18 protein-coding genes are annotated in these 12,811 nt (G+C 68.4%); 5 read left to right on the top strand and 13 right to left on the bottom strand.

Annotated features, from left to right (window positions below; all coding sequences use genetic code 11):
- Positions 1–15: 15 nt before the first annotated feature.
- Complete coding sequence (locus FZ033_RS18335) at positions 16–1,278, top strand: lytic murein transglycosylase (RefSeq protein ID WP_149577522.1); 1,263 nt, start codon at positions 16–18, stop codon at positions 1,276–1,278.
- A 220-nt stretch (positions 1,279–1,498) separates the two neighbouring features.
- Here FZ033_RS18335 and irrA read toward each other — a convergent pair whose 3' ends face one another.
- Positions 1,499–2,041, bottom strand: a complete 543-nt coding sequence (gene irrA / locus FZ033_RS18330; RefSeq protein ID WP_269149876.1) for an iron response transcriptional regulator IrrA — start codon at positions 2,039–2,041, stop codon at positions 1,499–1,501.
- A gap of 299 nt (positions 2,042–2,340) precedes the next feature.
- On the opposite strand from irrA, the gene FZ033_RS18325 reads away from it, so the two are divergent.
- Positions 2,341–2,829 carry a disulfide bond formation protein B gene (locus tag FZ033_RS18325; protein ID WP_149577521.1) on the top strand — a complete coding sequence of 163 codons (489 nt, stop codon included), beginning with the start codon at positions 2,341–2,343 and terminating at the stop codon, positions 2,827–2,829.
- A 21-nt stretch (positions 2,830–2,850) separates the two neighbouring features.
- On the opposite strand, the gene FZ033_RS18320 is transcribed toward FZ033_RS18325, so the two are convergent.
- The 3 genes from FZ033_RS18320 to FZ033_RS18310 all read right to left on the bottom strand — a co-directional run bounded on the left by FZ033_RS18320 (position 2,851) and on the right by FZ033_RS18310 (position 4,985).
- Entirely contained in the window at positions 2,851–3,408 is a 558-nt protein-coding gene (locus FZ033_RS18320) for an HNH endonuclease (protein WP_149577520.1), read from the bottom strand.
- Between the two features lie 205 nt (positions 3,409–3,613).
- Positions 3,614–4,309 carry an alpha/beta hydrolase gene (locus FZ033_RS18315; protein ID WP_149577519.1) on the bottom strand — a complete coding sequence of 232 codons (696 nt, stop codon included), beginning with the start codon at positions 4,307–4,309 and terminating at the stop codon, positions 3,614–3,616.
- Positions 4,310–4,334: 25 nt separating this feature from the next.
- Positions 4,335–4,985: a DNA-3-methyladenine glycosylase family protein gene (locus tag FZ033_RS18310; RefSeq protein WP_188079572.1), complete on the bottom strand. Its 651-nt coding sequence runs from the start codon at positions 4,983–4,985 to the stop codon at positions 4,335–4,337.
- A 132-nt stretch (positions 4,986–5,117) separates the two neighbouring features.
- Between FZ033_RS18310 and gluQRS the strand changes: the two genes are divergently transcribed.
- Complete coding sequence (gluQRS, locus tag FZ033_RS18305; RefSeq protein ID WP_149577517.1) at positions 5,118–6,035, top strand: tRNA glutamyl-Q(34) synthetase GluQRS; 918 nt, start codon at positions 5,118–5,120, stop codon at positions 6,033–6,035.
- Here the strand turns inward: gluQRS and FZ033_RS18300 are convergent.
- From FZ033_RS18300 to rpoZ, 3 genes are all read right to left on the bottom strand, one after another.
- Complete coding sequence (locus FZ033_RS18300) at positions 6,014–6,955, bottom strand: AEC family transporter (protein ID WP_149577516.1); 942 nt, start codon at positions 6,953–6,955, stop codon at positions 6,014–6,016. The two genes, gluQRS and FZ033_RS18300, sit on opposite strands and share 22 nt — an antisense overlap.
- 10 nt (positions 6,956–6,965) lie before the next feature.
- Complete coding sequence (locus FZ033_RS18295) at positions 6,966–7,298, bottom strand: hypothetical protein (protein ID WP_149577515.1); 333 nt, start codon at positions 7,296–7,298, stop codon at positions 6,966–6,968.
- Positions 7,299–7,735: 437 nt separating this feature from the next.
- Positions 7,736–8,125, bottom strand: coding sequence for a DNA-directed RNA polymerase subunit omega (gene rpoZ, locus FZ033_RS18290; protein ID WP_012115809.1), 390 nt, complete (start codon positions 8,123–8,125; stop codon positions 7,736–7,738).
- 203 nt (positions 8,126–8,328) lie between these two features.
- Here rpoZ and FZ033_RS18285 point away from each other — a divergent pair, with 203 nt between their 5' ends.
- Entirely contained in the window at positions 8,329–8,940 is a 612-nt protein-coding gene (locus FZ033_RS18285; protein WP_138397644.1) for a LabA-like NYN domain-containing protein, read from the top strand.
- A 17-nt stretch (positions 8,941–8,957) separates the two neighbouring features.
- Positions 8,958–9,659, top strand: a complete 702-nt coding sequence (locus FZ033_RS18280) for a uracil-DNA glycosylase (protein WP_149577514.1) — start codon at positions 8,958–8,960, stop codon at positions 9,657–9,659.
- Positions 9,660–9,677: 18 nt separating this feature from the next.
- Here FZ033_RS18280 and FZ033_RS18275 read toward each other — a convergent pair whose 3' ends face one another.
- The 6 genes from FZ033_RS18275 to dapA are packed head-to-tail and all read right to left on the bottom strand — an operon-like array spanning position 9,678 to position 12,666.
- Positions 9,678–10,253 (bottom strand): peroxiredoxin, encoded by a 576-nt coding sequence (locus FZ033_RS18275; RefSeq protein ID WP_149577513.1) that lies wholly within the window; start codon positions 10,251–10,253, stop codon positions 9,678–9,680.
- A complete protein-coding gene (locus FZ033_RS18270) occupies positions 10,250–10,654 on the bottom strand; it encodes a VOC family protein (RefSeq protein WP_149577512.1) in 405 nt (134 codons plus the stop codon). Before FZ033_RS18270 ends, FZ033_RS18275 begins: the two co-directional genes overlap by 4 nt.
- Before the next feature lie 30 nt (positions 10,655–10,684).
- Entirely contained in the window at positions 10,685–11,161 is a 477-nt protein-coding gene (gene smpB, locus FZ033_RS18265) for an SsrA-binding protein SmpB (protein ID WP_138397647.1), read from the bottom strand.
- A 45-nt stretch (positions 11,162–11,206) separates the two neighbouring features.
- Entirely contained in the window at positions 11,207–11,488 is a 282-nt protein-coding gene (locus FZ033_RS18260; RefSeq protein WP_188079571.1) for a type II toxin-antitoxin system RelE/ParE family toxin, read from the bottom strand.
- Positions 11,485–11,742, bottom strand: coding sequence for a hypothetical protein (locus tag FZ033_RS18255; protein ID WP_149577510.1), 258 nt, complete (start codon positions 11,740–11,742; stop codon positions 11,485–11,487). The genes FZ033_RS18260 and FZ033_RS18255 overlap by 4 nt, the downstream gene beginning before the upstream one ends.
- A 24-nt stretch (positions 11,743–11,766) precedes the next feature.
- A complete protein-coding gene (gene dapA, locus FZ033_RS18250; protein ID WP_149577509.1) occupies positions 11,767–12,666 on the bottom strand; it encodes a 4-hydroxy-tetrahydrodipicolinate synthase in 900 nt (299 codons plus the stop codon).
- Between the last annotated feature and the right edge of the window lie 145 nt (positions 12,667–12,811).

Below are 12,811 nucleotides of genomic sequence, written 5' to 3'. Positions count from 1 at the left end.
CCGCCTGGAGACCGAATGCCCCTCGCCCTGAACCGCCGCGCCTTTTCCCTCGGACTCGCAGGGTCTTTTGCAGGCTCCCTGGCCGGCGCCGGACTGCTCGCAGCGGCCCCCGCACTTGCCCAGCAGTCGGCGCAGCCCTTCCCGCGCTGGGTGGAAACCTTCCGCGCCAGGGCCCGCGCGCGCGGCGTCTCGGATGCCACCTACAACCGCGTCTTCAACGGCCTGAAGCCGGACACCGGCGTCTATGCGCAGGACCGCAACCAGGCCGAGTTCACCGAGCAGAGCTGGCAGTATCTCAACCGCCGCGTCTCCGACTGGCGCATCTCCACCGGCAAGCAGCGCGCCCGCCAGTATGCCGGCCTGTTCGAGCGGATCGAGAAGGCGTTCGGCGTCGATCGCCGGGTCATGCTCGGCTATTGGGGCATGGAGAGCGCCTTCGGCGACGTGCTCGACAATCCCAAGCACATGACCCCCATCTTTCCCTCCCTCGCCGCACTAGCCTGGGGCGATGCGCGCCGGCGCAAATACTGGGAAGCGGAGCTGCTCAACGCCCTCGTCATCGTCGAGCGCGGCTGGGGCACGCCGCAGGAGATGAGGGGATCATGGGCCGGCGCCATGGGCCACACCCAGTGGATGCCCGAGGTCTGGCTCAACATGGGGGTGGACTTCGACGGTGACGGCCGCATCTCGCCCTTCGGCAAGCCAGACGATGCCCTCGCCGGCACCGCCAATTATCTGGTCCAGCGCGGCAAATACCGTCGCGGCGAGCCCTGGGGCTTCGAATCGAAGCTGCCGGCCGGCTTCAACACCGACCTTGCCGACAACAAGACCCGTCGCCCCCTCGCCCAATGGGGCGAGCTGGGGGTGGTGACGGTGGAGGGCCAGTCGCTCTCCGGCTATGACGAGCCCGCGCGCCTGTGGCTGCCGGGCGGCGTCGGCGGGCCGGCGCTGCTGCTGCTCCACAATTTCTATGCGGTGCGTTCCTACAACCCCTCGTCCAACTACGCCCTCGCCGTGGTGCATCTGGGCGACCGAATCATGGGCGAGGGACCGTTCGTGGCCTCCTGGCCCGGCGGCGAGCGGGCGCTGACTTTGGCGGAACTGCAGGAGGTGCAGCAGCGCCTGACGGCGGCCGGCTTCGACACCGGCGGCGCCGACGGCCGCGTGGGCGCCGACACCATGCGGGCGGTGCGTGCCTTCCAGCAGAAGGTTGGCATCAATCCGGCGGACGGCTACGCCTCCATCGCCGTGCTGAACGCCCTGCGGCAGGGGCGGTAGGGAAGCAATCTCAGGCATCCCGGCCGATCGGCGCCATGGAAGCCGGCCGATGCGCGTTCGCGAATCAGGTGCCTGCGCGCGGGATTCAGCACCGGCCCGAATGCCGATCCCCTGCCGCAAACGAAAATGCCCCGGACCAGCCGGGGCATTGCTTCCATCGATCAGTTTGGAACCAGCCGGCGGCCGCCACGGCCGAACCCGACTCAACCGTGACAGGGCTTCAGCCGCGCGTGGTGCTCTTGCGGCGCAGGCGCACAACCACGTCCACGCGGGCCACCTCGTAGCCTTCGGGCGGCTCGGGCAGAAGCTGGACCGCCACGTCCTGCGCCGGAATATCCAGCAGGTCGTTCTGCCCCTCGAGGAAGAAGTGGTGGTGGTCGGAAGCGTTGGTGTCGAAATAGGTCTTGGAGCCGTCCACGGCCACCTCCCGCAGGAGGCTGGATTCCGTGAACTGGTGCAAGGTGTTGTAGACCGTGGCGAGCGACACCGGGAAGCGCGCCTTGATGGCTTCCTCGTGCAGGATTTCCGCGGTCACGTGCCGGTCGCCCTTGGCGAACAGCAGCCAGCCGAGGGCGAGGCGCTGTCGGGTGGGGCGCAGGCCCACGTCCTTCAGCATCTCGCGCACGTCGTGGAACGGGCATCCGGTCCGGCGGGTGGTGTTGATGTCGCGGAGCTGGGCGACGGGAAGAACCGGCTCGTCCTGCGCATCGGCCTGCGCGAAGGGGGCACCAAATGGGGAGCGGGAGCGGATCATCTCGTTCATTTCGGCTGCAATCTGTGTAGCTAAAACCAAAATATGCCGCCGAAGGAGAAACGCAATGCGAATGCCTCCGAAGACGACTAGCAAATTTATACCCCATATTGCACCGCAGCGCCATACAGGTGCCCCTGAGTAAGAAGCATTCCAAGGTGACCGGCCACCTCCGGAGGGCTCCGGCAGGGGGCCGGTCCACGGCCGGCTCACTTGCGCGTCATCTCCCGGCCGGGTCATGGACAGGGGCGCGCGGCGGGTCTATCGCGCTCCGGCAAGGGCCTCGTCGGCCCCCTTTCAGGACGTTCACTTTGCTCCAGCGTATCGACGAAACGGCAGCCTTGCTGCTGGTGACCGGATCGGCCCTCGCCTTGGCGGCGGCGTGGTATTTCCAGCTCGTGGTGGGCCTTGCCCCCTGCCCGCTCTGCCTCGACCAGCGGCTGCCCTATTACGCCGCCATCCCGTTGGGACTGCTCGCCTTCGCCGCCGCGCGCTCCGGCCGGACCACGCTGGCGCGGGTGCTGCTGGGCGTCATCGGCCTCGCCATGGTGGGCAACATGGGCCTTGCCATCTTCCACGCCGGCGTCGAATGGAAGTTCTGGACCGGCCCCACTGCCTGCACCGGAGCACCGGTGATGACGGGCAATGTCCTGTCCGCCCTGAAGGGCGCGCGGGTGCCGCGCTGCGACGAGGCGGCGTGGCGGCTGTTCGGGGTTTCCATGGCGGGATGGAACGCGCTGATCGCGGCGGGACTGGCGGTGGTGGGCTTTGGTGGCGCGACAACCCGTCGCAAAGCGTGACGTAAAGGCGTCACACGACGCTCAGGGATCCAGTTCGGTATCCCAGTAGAGATAATCCATCCAGCTTTCGTGCAGGTAGTTGGGCGGGAAGTGGCGGCCGTTCTGGTGCAGGTCGTGCACGGAGGGCTGGAACGGCATCTGCGCCGGCCACATTCCCAGGTCGCCCGGCATATGGCTGCCCTTGCGCAGGTTGCAGGGGGAGCAGGCGGCGACGACGTTTTCCCAGGTGGTCTGCCCGCCCCGGGAGCGCGGGATGAGGTGATCGAAGGTGAGGTCGTCGCGCGAGCCGCAATATTGGCAGGAAAAGCGATCGCGCAGGAAGACGTTGAAGCGGGTGAAGGCCGGTTGTCGCGTAGGCTTCACGAAGGTGCGGAGCGATACCACGCTGGGCAACCGGAGCTCGAACCCCGGACTTCGCACCGCCTTGTCGTAATATTCGACGATATTCACCCGATCGAGGAACACCGCCTTGATGGCGTCCTGCCAACTCCAGACCGACAGCGGGTAGTAGCTCAAGGGACGATAGTCCGCGTTGAGCACGAGCGCTGGCCAGGCACCTGGTGACAAAGCAGTGGTCAAGGACCGAACTCCTCGTCTGCGCAACCGAGTCGTCGCTGACGATCCCGATGCACGGGCGATACTCTATATGCTCCGTGTCATCCTTGTGAAGCCGCGGCCAAACCACGCCCGGATGCTGTTGGATAGGGCGTGACGACTCATACCATCGGCCCCGGTCTTCGAGCGATGCCAAGTGGGTTACGCTCAAATGCCGCGCGGGCTTGGCTCAGGGGCGCGCCTTGCCCAGGAACTCGGCGAGGAACTGCCCGCCGTGGAACAGCCCCTCGTCGTCGATGCCGTGGCCGAGGCCCTGGCTCAGGTGCCATTCCACCGGCACGCCGGCCGCCGCCAACCCCCGCGCCGAGGCGAACAGGGCCTGGGCGGGAATCACCTCGTCCTCGCTGCCATGCACCAGCAGGACCGGCGGGCGCACGGGCAGCTGGATGTCGCTGCGCCCGGCATCCACCCACATGCCGGAATAGGCCACCACCGCCGCCGGGGCCACCTGCGCCGTGGTGGCGAGCTTCAGCGCCATCATCGCCCCCTGGCTGAAGCCCACCAAGGCGAGGCGCTCGGGCGGAAGGTCGTATTTGGCCAGCTCCTCGGCGAGGAAGTCGCGCAGCAAGGGCGCGGCACCCTCGGCGCCGAGGGTCAGCTCATGGGGATCGCGGAAGGTGAGCGGGAACCACTGGCGGCCCACCGGCGCCCCCGCGCAGGGATCGGGCGCATGGGGCGAGACGAACAGGGCGCCGGGCAGAAGGTCCGCCCAGGCATTGCCGATGTCGATGAGGTCGCGGCCGTCGGCCCCATAGCCGTGCAGCAGCACCACGAGGGAATCCGGCGCGCCGCCGTTGCGCGGGCGCAGGCGCGGGCCGTCGAGGATGGGATCGTCGAGGGAAACGCCGTCGAGGGGAAAGGTCATGCCGCAATACCGATAGGAGCAATGCTCAGGCCGGCGCGCCCTGACGGGTCCGCCGCGCGCCATAATACGCCCACAGCAGATGCGCCGCCACGCCGCGCAGCGGCCGCCAGTCCTCCGCCACCGCCCGCAGGCCGTTGGGGGTCGCCCGTCCCGGCAGGTCGAAGGCCTCGCCCAGCGCCACCTGCAAGGCGAGGTCGCCGTGGGGAAAGGCGTCCGCCCGGCCGAGGCAGAACAACAGGTAGATGTCGGCGGTCCACAGCCCCACGCCGGGCAGGCGCGTAAGTATCTCGGCGGCGGCGTCCGCCTCCATGCGGGCCACGGCGTCGAGGTCCACCGACCCCTCCGCCAGCGCCCGGGCGATGCCGGTGAGGGTGCGGATCTTGGGGGCCGAGAGGCCGGCGGCGCGCAGGGCCTCGAGGGGCGCCACCAGCATTCCCTCCACGCTCGGCGCGCCGCCCAAGGTGGCTTCCAGCCGGCCATGGATGGCCCGCGCCGAGGCCACCGAAAGCTGCTGGGCCACCACCACCGCCGCCAGCCCGGCAAAGCCCGGCGGGCGCCGGCGCAGGGCGGGCCGGCCGGCCAGCTCCACCAGCGGCACGAGGCGCGGGTCGAGGGCGAGAAGATCGTCCAGCGCCCGCTCAAAAGCCGGCTGGTCGGCCAGGTGCGGCTCCCTCATCATCGCCTCCCTCTCGTGCAAAAATGCCTTCCATGCGCATCAGCTCTTTGGCGCGCGAGAATCCTGTGTCCACCCGCGTGGTTCACGCGAACCGGTATCCCCTTCGCGCGAAAACGCTCTAATCCTAGCCCCATGTCCAACCCCGCGCCCTTCACCTGCCGCTTCGCGCCCAGCCCCAACGGCCGGCTGCATCTGGGCCACGCCTTCTCGGCGCTGGTGAACGTGGAGGCGGCGCGGCGCATGGGCGGCACCTTCCTGTTGCGCATGGAGGACATCGACACCACCCGATGTCGCCCGGAATACGCGCGCGGCATCCTCGACGATCTCGCCTGGCTCGGCATCTTCCCCGATGGGCCGGTGCGCTGGCAGTCGGACCATTTTGGCGATTATGCCGCCGCTATCGCCCGGCTCGAAGCCATGGGGCTGGTCTATCCCGCCTTTGAGAGCCGCTCCCAGATTGCCGGCGCGGTGATCGGGCTGGAAAGTGCCACCGGCCGCCCCGCCCCGCGCGATCCGGACGGGGCGCCGCTCAACCCCTTCCTCCGCGCGGCCATGAGCGATGCGGCGCGAGCCGCGCTCAGGGACCAGGGCGCGCCCTTCGTGGTGCGGCTCGACATGGCGGCGTCCATCGCGGCGGTGAGGGATATGGGCGGCGGGCCGCTTTCCTGGGAAGAGGCGCAAGGGGTTCCGGAGGGCCCGCGCAAGAGCGTGGAGGCCGATGCCGCCCGCTGGGGCGACGTGGTGCTGGCGCGCAAGGACGTGCCCACCTCCTACCACCTCTCGGTGGTGGTGGACGACGCCGCGCAGGGCATCACCCACGTCATCCGCGGCATGGACCTTTACCACGCCACCTCGGTGCATGTTCTCCTGCAGCGCCTGCTGGGCCTGCCGACCCCGGCCTATCACCACCACCGGCTGATCCTGGACGACAGCGGCTACAAGCTCTCCAAGAGCAATTCCGCCACCAGCCTCAATGCCCTGCGCGCCGCCGGCGCCACGCCGCAGGACGTGTTGCGGCGGCTGTCGCCTCAGCCGACCCCGAGCACGTAGAGCCAGAGCGCGACCGTGAGCACCGCAAGCCCGGTGGACATGGACACGGCGCTGGTGGAGGCCCCGACCCCGATGCCGTAGCGCTGGGCCAGAAGATAGCCGTTGATGCCCGAGGGCATGGCGGCGAACAGCACCGCCACCCCGGCCCACACGGCCGGCATGGGGAACAGGAAGGTGAGCCCGTAGACCGCCGCCGGATGCACCAGCAGCTTCAGCCCGCTGATGAGCGCGGACGGCGCGAGGTCGCCCCCCGACATGCCGTAGCGCTTCAGCGACAGGCCCAGCGAGATGAGGGCGCAGGGCGTGGCGGCGGCGGCGATCAGGTCCACCATCTGCTTGGGGATGCCGGTGGCCTGGATGCCGAGCACGCGGCCGAGCGCGCCGGCATAGATGCCGATGAGGATGGGATTGAGGGCCAGCGCCTTCACCAGCTTCATCGCGGTGGCGCGGGAGAAGCCGGCGCTGCCCTCCATCAGCACTGTGGCGGCCACCAGCATCACCGGCAGGTGGATGGCGATGAGCAGGAACAGCGGCACCGCCCCCTCCGGCCCGTAGGCCTTCAGGATGAGCGGCACGCCCACGAACACGGTGTTGGCCTGCCCCGCCGCGAAGCCGTGGATCACCGCCTCCTGCGGGCTGCGGCCGAACAGCTTGCGCGCCGCCAGCATGGCGAGCCCGAAGGCGAAGAAGGCGCCTGCGAAATAGGAGATCCAATAGCCCCAGGGCTGGGCCTCCGGCAGGCTCGATTCGCTCAGCGTCTTAAAGATCAGCGCCGGCACCGCGAGGCTGAAGACGAACTCGGCCAGCCCGTCGCTGGCCCGCTCGCTCACCAGCTTCACCTTGGCGGCAATGTAGCCCACCGCCACCATGCCGAAGACCGGAAGAACGATGACGGCGATGTCGGCGAGGGTGCTCAGCATGGCAGATCCGTCAGGCCGCGCGGTGGGCCGCCGCGCGATGTTCGGGGGAATGGGCGCCCCGGCCACGGCCGGCCGGCGAAAGCACCGCATGGCGCACGCCCACCATCACCGACAGCCGGCCATGGAGACGTTGCGCAAGATCGGCGGAGGCGGCGAACACGATCTCCACCGCGAGGCCATCGCCCGTGGCGGCGCACGCCACGCGGGACGGCAGCACGTCGTGGATCACGAACGGCTCCAGAAGGCGCAGCAGCAGGTTGGTCTCGGGTTCGGCCTCCACTACGAGGCGATGGAGGTCCGCGCCGTCGGCGGCGACGGTGGGCAGGGATTGGGCATGGGACATGGGACGATCCGGATCGGAAACGGGCCTTATCGGCCGCAGGCGGTGCGAGAAGGACCAAGAGACCTTCGCGGTCATGCGGCCCTTGCGGTCATCGCGCCGTGCCGGATCTGGGGGCTTCACAAGGCGGCACGGCTGCTGTTGCAGCGGCGCCTGTAAAATCAGCGTCCCGGACGGCGCGTCAGTACCCGGCCGACCATGTCGACCGGGCGCGGAATTCGCCGCAGGGCCGGGGGGAAACCCGGCATCTCGTATCCGGAACAATGCATGGCGGGACCATAGGACTCAGCTGCAAACCCGTCAACGGGTCCGATAAATCGGTTTAGGGGCAACCTCGTTCGCCGACCGCAAAACGAAACGGCCGGGACTGGCCCGGCCGTGGATAGCGCTACGGCCACCAAAGCTGCACGCGAGCGCGCGGCTTCGATCAGCCCAGCCGATCAGCCCTCGTCGTCGTCGGTGTGCTCCGGCGGCACCAGGCCCTGGAGGCCGGCGAGCAGCTCTTCCTCGGTCATGCGGTCCAGCATCACGTCGCTGTCCTCGCCACCCGAGCTGTCGCCGGAAGCGATCATGGGCACCGCCTCGGGCTCGGGCTCGTCCACCTCGGTGTATTTCTGCAGCGAGTGGATGAGGTCTTCCTTCAGATCCTCGGGGCCGACGTGCTCGTCGGCGATCTCGCGCAGGGCGACCACGGGGTTCTTGTCGTTGTCGCGATCAACGGTGATCTGGGCGCCGGACGAGATCATGCGCGCCCGGTGGGCGGCGAGCAGGACCAGCTCGAACCGGTTGTCCACCTTGTCGATGCAATCTTCAACCGTGACACGGGCCATGGGCTCGTCACTCCCTCATGCGCATAAGGCGCAACTATCGGCCTTGGGAAGAGCGGGTCAGTACAGCAATTCACCATGATGGGCAAGACCGTCCTGCCTTTTTCGCTTGCTTTGGGCCGGCCTTCGTCGGAGAAAGGCGAACGTAGGACGTGGTTTGCAGCCGTTCCTGTTACGCCCATCCCATTCCATCGGCGGACCTTTGTATGCAGGGCCTGGAAAAGATCGCTCTTCTGATAGATGGCGCCAATCTATATTCAGCTACCAAAGCGCTCGGCTTCGACATTGACTACAAGCGGCTCCTGAAGGAATTCCAGAGCCGTGGGTATCTGTTGCGGGCGTTCTATTACACGACACTGATCGAGGACCAGGAATACTCCTCGATCCGCCCGCTGCTCGACTGGCTGGACTACAACGGCTACGCCGTGGTCACGAAGCTCGCCCGCGAATTCACCGATTCCCAGGGTCGCCGGCGCGTGCGCGGCAACATGGACATCGAGATCGCCGTGGACGCCATGGAACTGGCGGAGCACGTGGACCATATCGTCTTGTTCTCCGGCGACGGCGACTTCCGCTCGCTGGTGGAGGCGCTCCAGCGCAAGGGCGTGCGCGTGTCGGTGGTGTCCACCATCTCCACCCAGCCGCCGCTGATCGCCGACGATTTGCGCCGCCAGGCCGATGTCTTCATCGACCTGGTGGATCTGCAGCCCAAGATCGGGCGCGACCCCTCCGAGCGGCAGGGCCGCATGTCGGAGACGCCCCGCTTCCTGGAGCGCCGCGGCGCCGCCGCCACCGCCAGCGACCCCGGCGAAACCTGAGCCTCGGATCGCTGACCATGGCCAAGGTTACCGCTGCCCGGGCCTCTTCTGCCCGGGTTCCCGCGCGGGCGGCTCTGGAGCCGGGGGCCGACTGCCCCCTGTGCCCGCGCCTTGCCGACTTCCGCCATGAGTGGCAGGCGGCCGAACCCGGCTGGCACAACGCCCCCGTGCCGGCCTTCGGGCCGGAAGATGCGCGCCTGCTCATCGTAGGCCTCGCCCCCGGCCTGCGCGGGGCAAACCGCACCGGACGCCCCTTCACCGGCGACTATGCCGGCGACCTGCTCTACGCGACGCTGATCGAATACGGCTTCGCTACCGGGACCTATGGCGCCCATCCGGAAGACGGCCTCTCCCTCACCGATGCCCGCATCGTGAATGCGGTGCGCTGCGTGCCGCCGCAGAACAAGCCGACGCCGGAGGAAATCCGCACCTGCCGGCCGTTCCTGTCCGCGCCCATGGCCGCCATGCCGCGCCTGTCGGCCATCGTGACGCTGGGCAAGATCGCCCACGATTCGACGCTGGCGGCGCTGAGGCAGAAGGCCTCGCGGCTCAAGTTCGGCCACGGCGCCACCGATACCATCGCGGATGGAACCATGGGTCCGGTGCGGCTGTTCGCGAGCTACCATTGTTCGCGCTACAACACCAACACGCGGGTGCTGACGCCGGACATGTTCCGCGCCGTCTTCGCTGCGGTGCGAGCCTATCTCGACGCCGCCTGAACCGGCCCCGTCCTGATCCTACTCCTGGTCCTGCGCGCGCTTGCCATGAAGGTGCGCCAGCACGTCCGCCGCGTTCCGGTCCGGCGGGAACACCGGATAGAAGACGTGGGAGATGGCGCCGTCCTCGATGATGAGGGTGATGCGCTTCAGCAGCATCGTGCCCTCCACCGTGAAGGTGGGCAGGCGGATGGAATGGGTCAGCTCGTGCCGGTGGTCGGACAGGAGCGGGAACGGCAGGTGGAGCCGCTCCGCCACCTCCTGCTGGTAGGCCGTATCCTGCAGGGAGAGGCCAAACACATGCTCCGCCCCCGCCGCCCTGAGGTCAGCAAAATGGTCGCGGAAGGCGCAGGATTGCGGGGTGCAGCCCCGCGCGCCGGGGATCTCGTCCCAGCCCGTGGGCAAGGGCTCGCCGGGCACGCCGGTGCGGGGATAGGCGTAGACCACCGCAAGGCCCGACAGGGCCGACAGGTCGACCAGCCGCCCGTCGGTGGACGGCAGCGGGATGATAGGCAGCTCCAGCCCCGGCAGGTGGGCGGCGTGGCCGTCGTCCTCCGGCGCGGGAAGGCTGTCCGGCAGGCTGTTATAGGTCGTCATGGCTGCTCCCCCGGCGCTTGGTCATAGGAGATGAATTCCAGAAGCGATCCATCGGGATCGCGGAAATAGAGGCTGTTGCCCCGCCCCAGCGCGCCGAAGCGCGGCACCGGGCCCAGCTCCGGAGTAATGCCATGGGCGGCAAGATGCGCCGCCGCCTCGGCAATGGGGCCGTCCCAGCGGAAGCACAGGTCGCTGTTGCCGGGCTGGACCGGCAGCCGCGCCACCGGCACCGGGTCCACTCCCGGCCCGTGCAGGTTGAGCTGGCGGTCGCCGAAGCGATAGGCGAAGCCTGCGCCCGCCGGCACCACCTGCGCGCCCAGCACCGCCGCATAGAAGGCGTTGGAGCGCGCAAAGTCGCTCACATGGACGACGCAATGGTCGAACGCGATCTTTCCGGCCATCTCCCCTCCCTTTGTCCCCTCCCCGCCCGATCAGCCGCGGTCGCGCATGAGGCGCGCCTTGTCGCGCGCCCAGTCGCGTTCCTTGGAGGCCTCGCGCTTGTCGTGGGCCTTCTTGCCCTTGGCGAGGGCCAGCTCCACCTTGGCGCGGCCGCGATCGTTGAAATAGATCTTCAGCGCCACCACGGTCATGCCTTCGCGCTCCACCGCGTGGCCGAGCTTGGCGATCTGGCGCTTGTGCAGCAGCAGCTTGCGGGGCCGGCGGGTCTCGTGGTTGAAGCGGTTGGCCTCCAGATATTCCGGGATATAGGCGTTGTAGAGCCACATCTCCCCGGCCTTCTGGGCGGCATAGCTCTCGCCGATGGTGGCCTTGCCGGTGCGCAGGCTCTTCACCTCGGTGCCGGTGAGCATGACACCGGCCTCGAAGGTCTCGCCAATCTCGAAATCAAACCGCGCGCGCCGGTTGTCGGCGGCGATCTTGCGCGGGGCTTCGGTCTTCTTGCTGCTCATGGTGGGAATGTGGTCTCGACGCACCGCTCAGGCAAGCGGGAGGGGTCAGGGGCGCAGGCGGGCGGTGTGGAAGATGCCGAGGATGGTGAGCATCTCGTCATCAGCCTCGATCCGGTAGACGACGATATAGGGGCGACGCCTCACCACCCATTCACGGGTACCGGCCGCCGCACCCGGCCGACCCGAGTGCGGGGCCGCCTTGAGAAGCGTGGCGGCAGCCCGGAGGTCAGCCATCACGCGCCGCGCGGCGGCGGGATTGTCGCTGGCGATGTAAGCGAAAATCTCCTCGAGATGACGCTGCGCCGGCGCGGCGTAACGCAGCTTCACAGGCCGAAGCGCGCCCAGACGGCGCCCATCTCCTCCTCGCTCGCGAAGGTCATGGTGCCATCCTCGATGCGGCGCATGGTGTCTTCGATGCGCGCCACCTGCTCCGGCGTCAGCTGGTAATCCGCCCCCCCGCCCTCACCCGCACCATCCTCGCCCCGGTGGACGAGGCCGAGAAGCAGCTCGGCGGCGCGGTCCTGTTCCGCGTCGGAGAGCTTGCGGATCTCGGCGATGGCCTGTTCCAGCAGCTTGGTCATGGGCGAAGGATAGCAGACCGGCGCTCAGTTGATGAGGCCTGCGTGCACCATGGCGCTGCGCACCACGGCGCGGGTGGTCTCGGAGACCGGCACCATTGGAAGCCGCGCCTCCTCGCTCATCTTGCCTAGCAGCGAGAGGGCGTACTTGGTGGGCGCCGGATTGGTCTCCACGAACAGCGCCGTATGCAGCGGCATGAGGATGTCCTGGATGGCCAGCGCCGCCTTGTAGTCGCCGGCAAGGCACGCGAGCTGGAAGTCCGAGCACAGGCGCGGGGCGACATTGGACGCCACCGAGATGCAGCCCTGCCCGCCGTGGGCGTTGAAGCCCAGCGCGGTGGCATCCTCGCCCGAAAGCTGGATGAAGTCCGGCCCCAGCACCTGCCGCTGCAGCGAGACGCGGGCAAGGTTGGCGGTGGCATCCTTCACGCCGGCGATGTTCTTGATCTCGAACAGCCGCGCCATGGTCTCCACCGACATGTCGATCACCGAGCGGCTCGGGATGTTGTAGATGAAGATCGGCAGCTCCACCGCGTTGGCGATGGCCTTGAAGTGCTGGTAGAGGCCTTCCTGGGTCGGCTTGTTGTAATAAGGCGTCACCACCAGCAGGGCGTCCGCGCCCACCTTCTCGGCATGCCGGGCGAGGCCCACCGCCTCCGCCGTGTTGTTGGATCCGGCGCCCGCCATCACCGGCACCCGGCCGGCGGACTGCTGGACCGCCCATTCCACCACGCGATTGTGCTCCTCGTGGGAGAGGGTCGGGCTCTCTCCGGTGGTGCCCACGGGCACGAGGCCGTGGGTGCCTTCGGCGATCTGCCAGTCCACGAAGGCGCGGAACGCCTTTTCATCCAGCGCGCCGTCGCGGAACGGGGTGACGAGAGCGGTAAACGAGCCGCGGAAGCGCGACGCAGACGAAATGGGCGACATGGCGAACGCCTTGGGTTCCTGGGGCTTATCGGCTGGCCGGTGAGGTCAGCCTCGCGGGGGTTGTTGATTGGCCGGGACCGTCTGCACGCGAACCTTAAGCCCGCGCGCGAACATCCCGGCGCCACGCCGGCTCGGATGAGCGGCG

Origin of the sequence: Xanthobacter oligotrophicus, from assembly GCF_008364685.1 — a bacterium.
Classification (GTDB): domain Bacteria; phylum Pseudomonadota; class Alphaproteobacteria; order Rhizobiales; family Xanthobacteraceae; genus Xanthobacter; species Xanthobacter oligotrophicus.
This window is presented reverse-complemented; position numbering and strand designations above follow the sequence as displayed.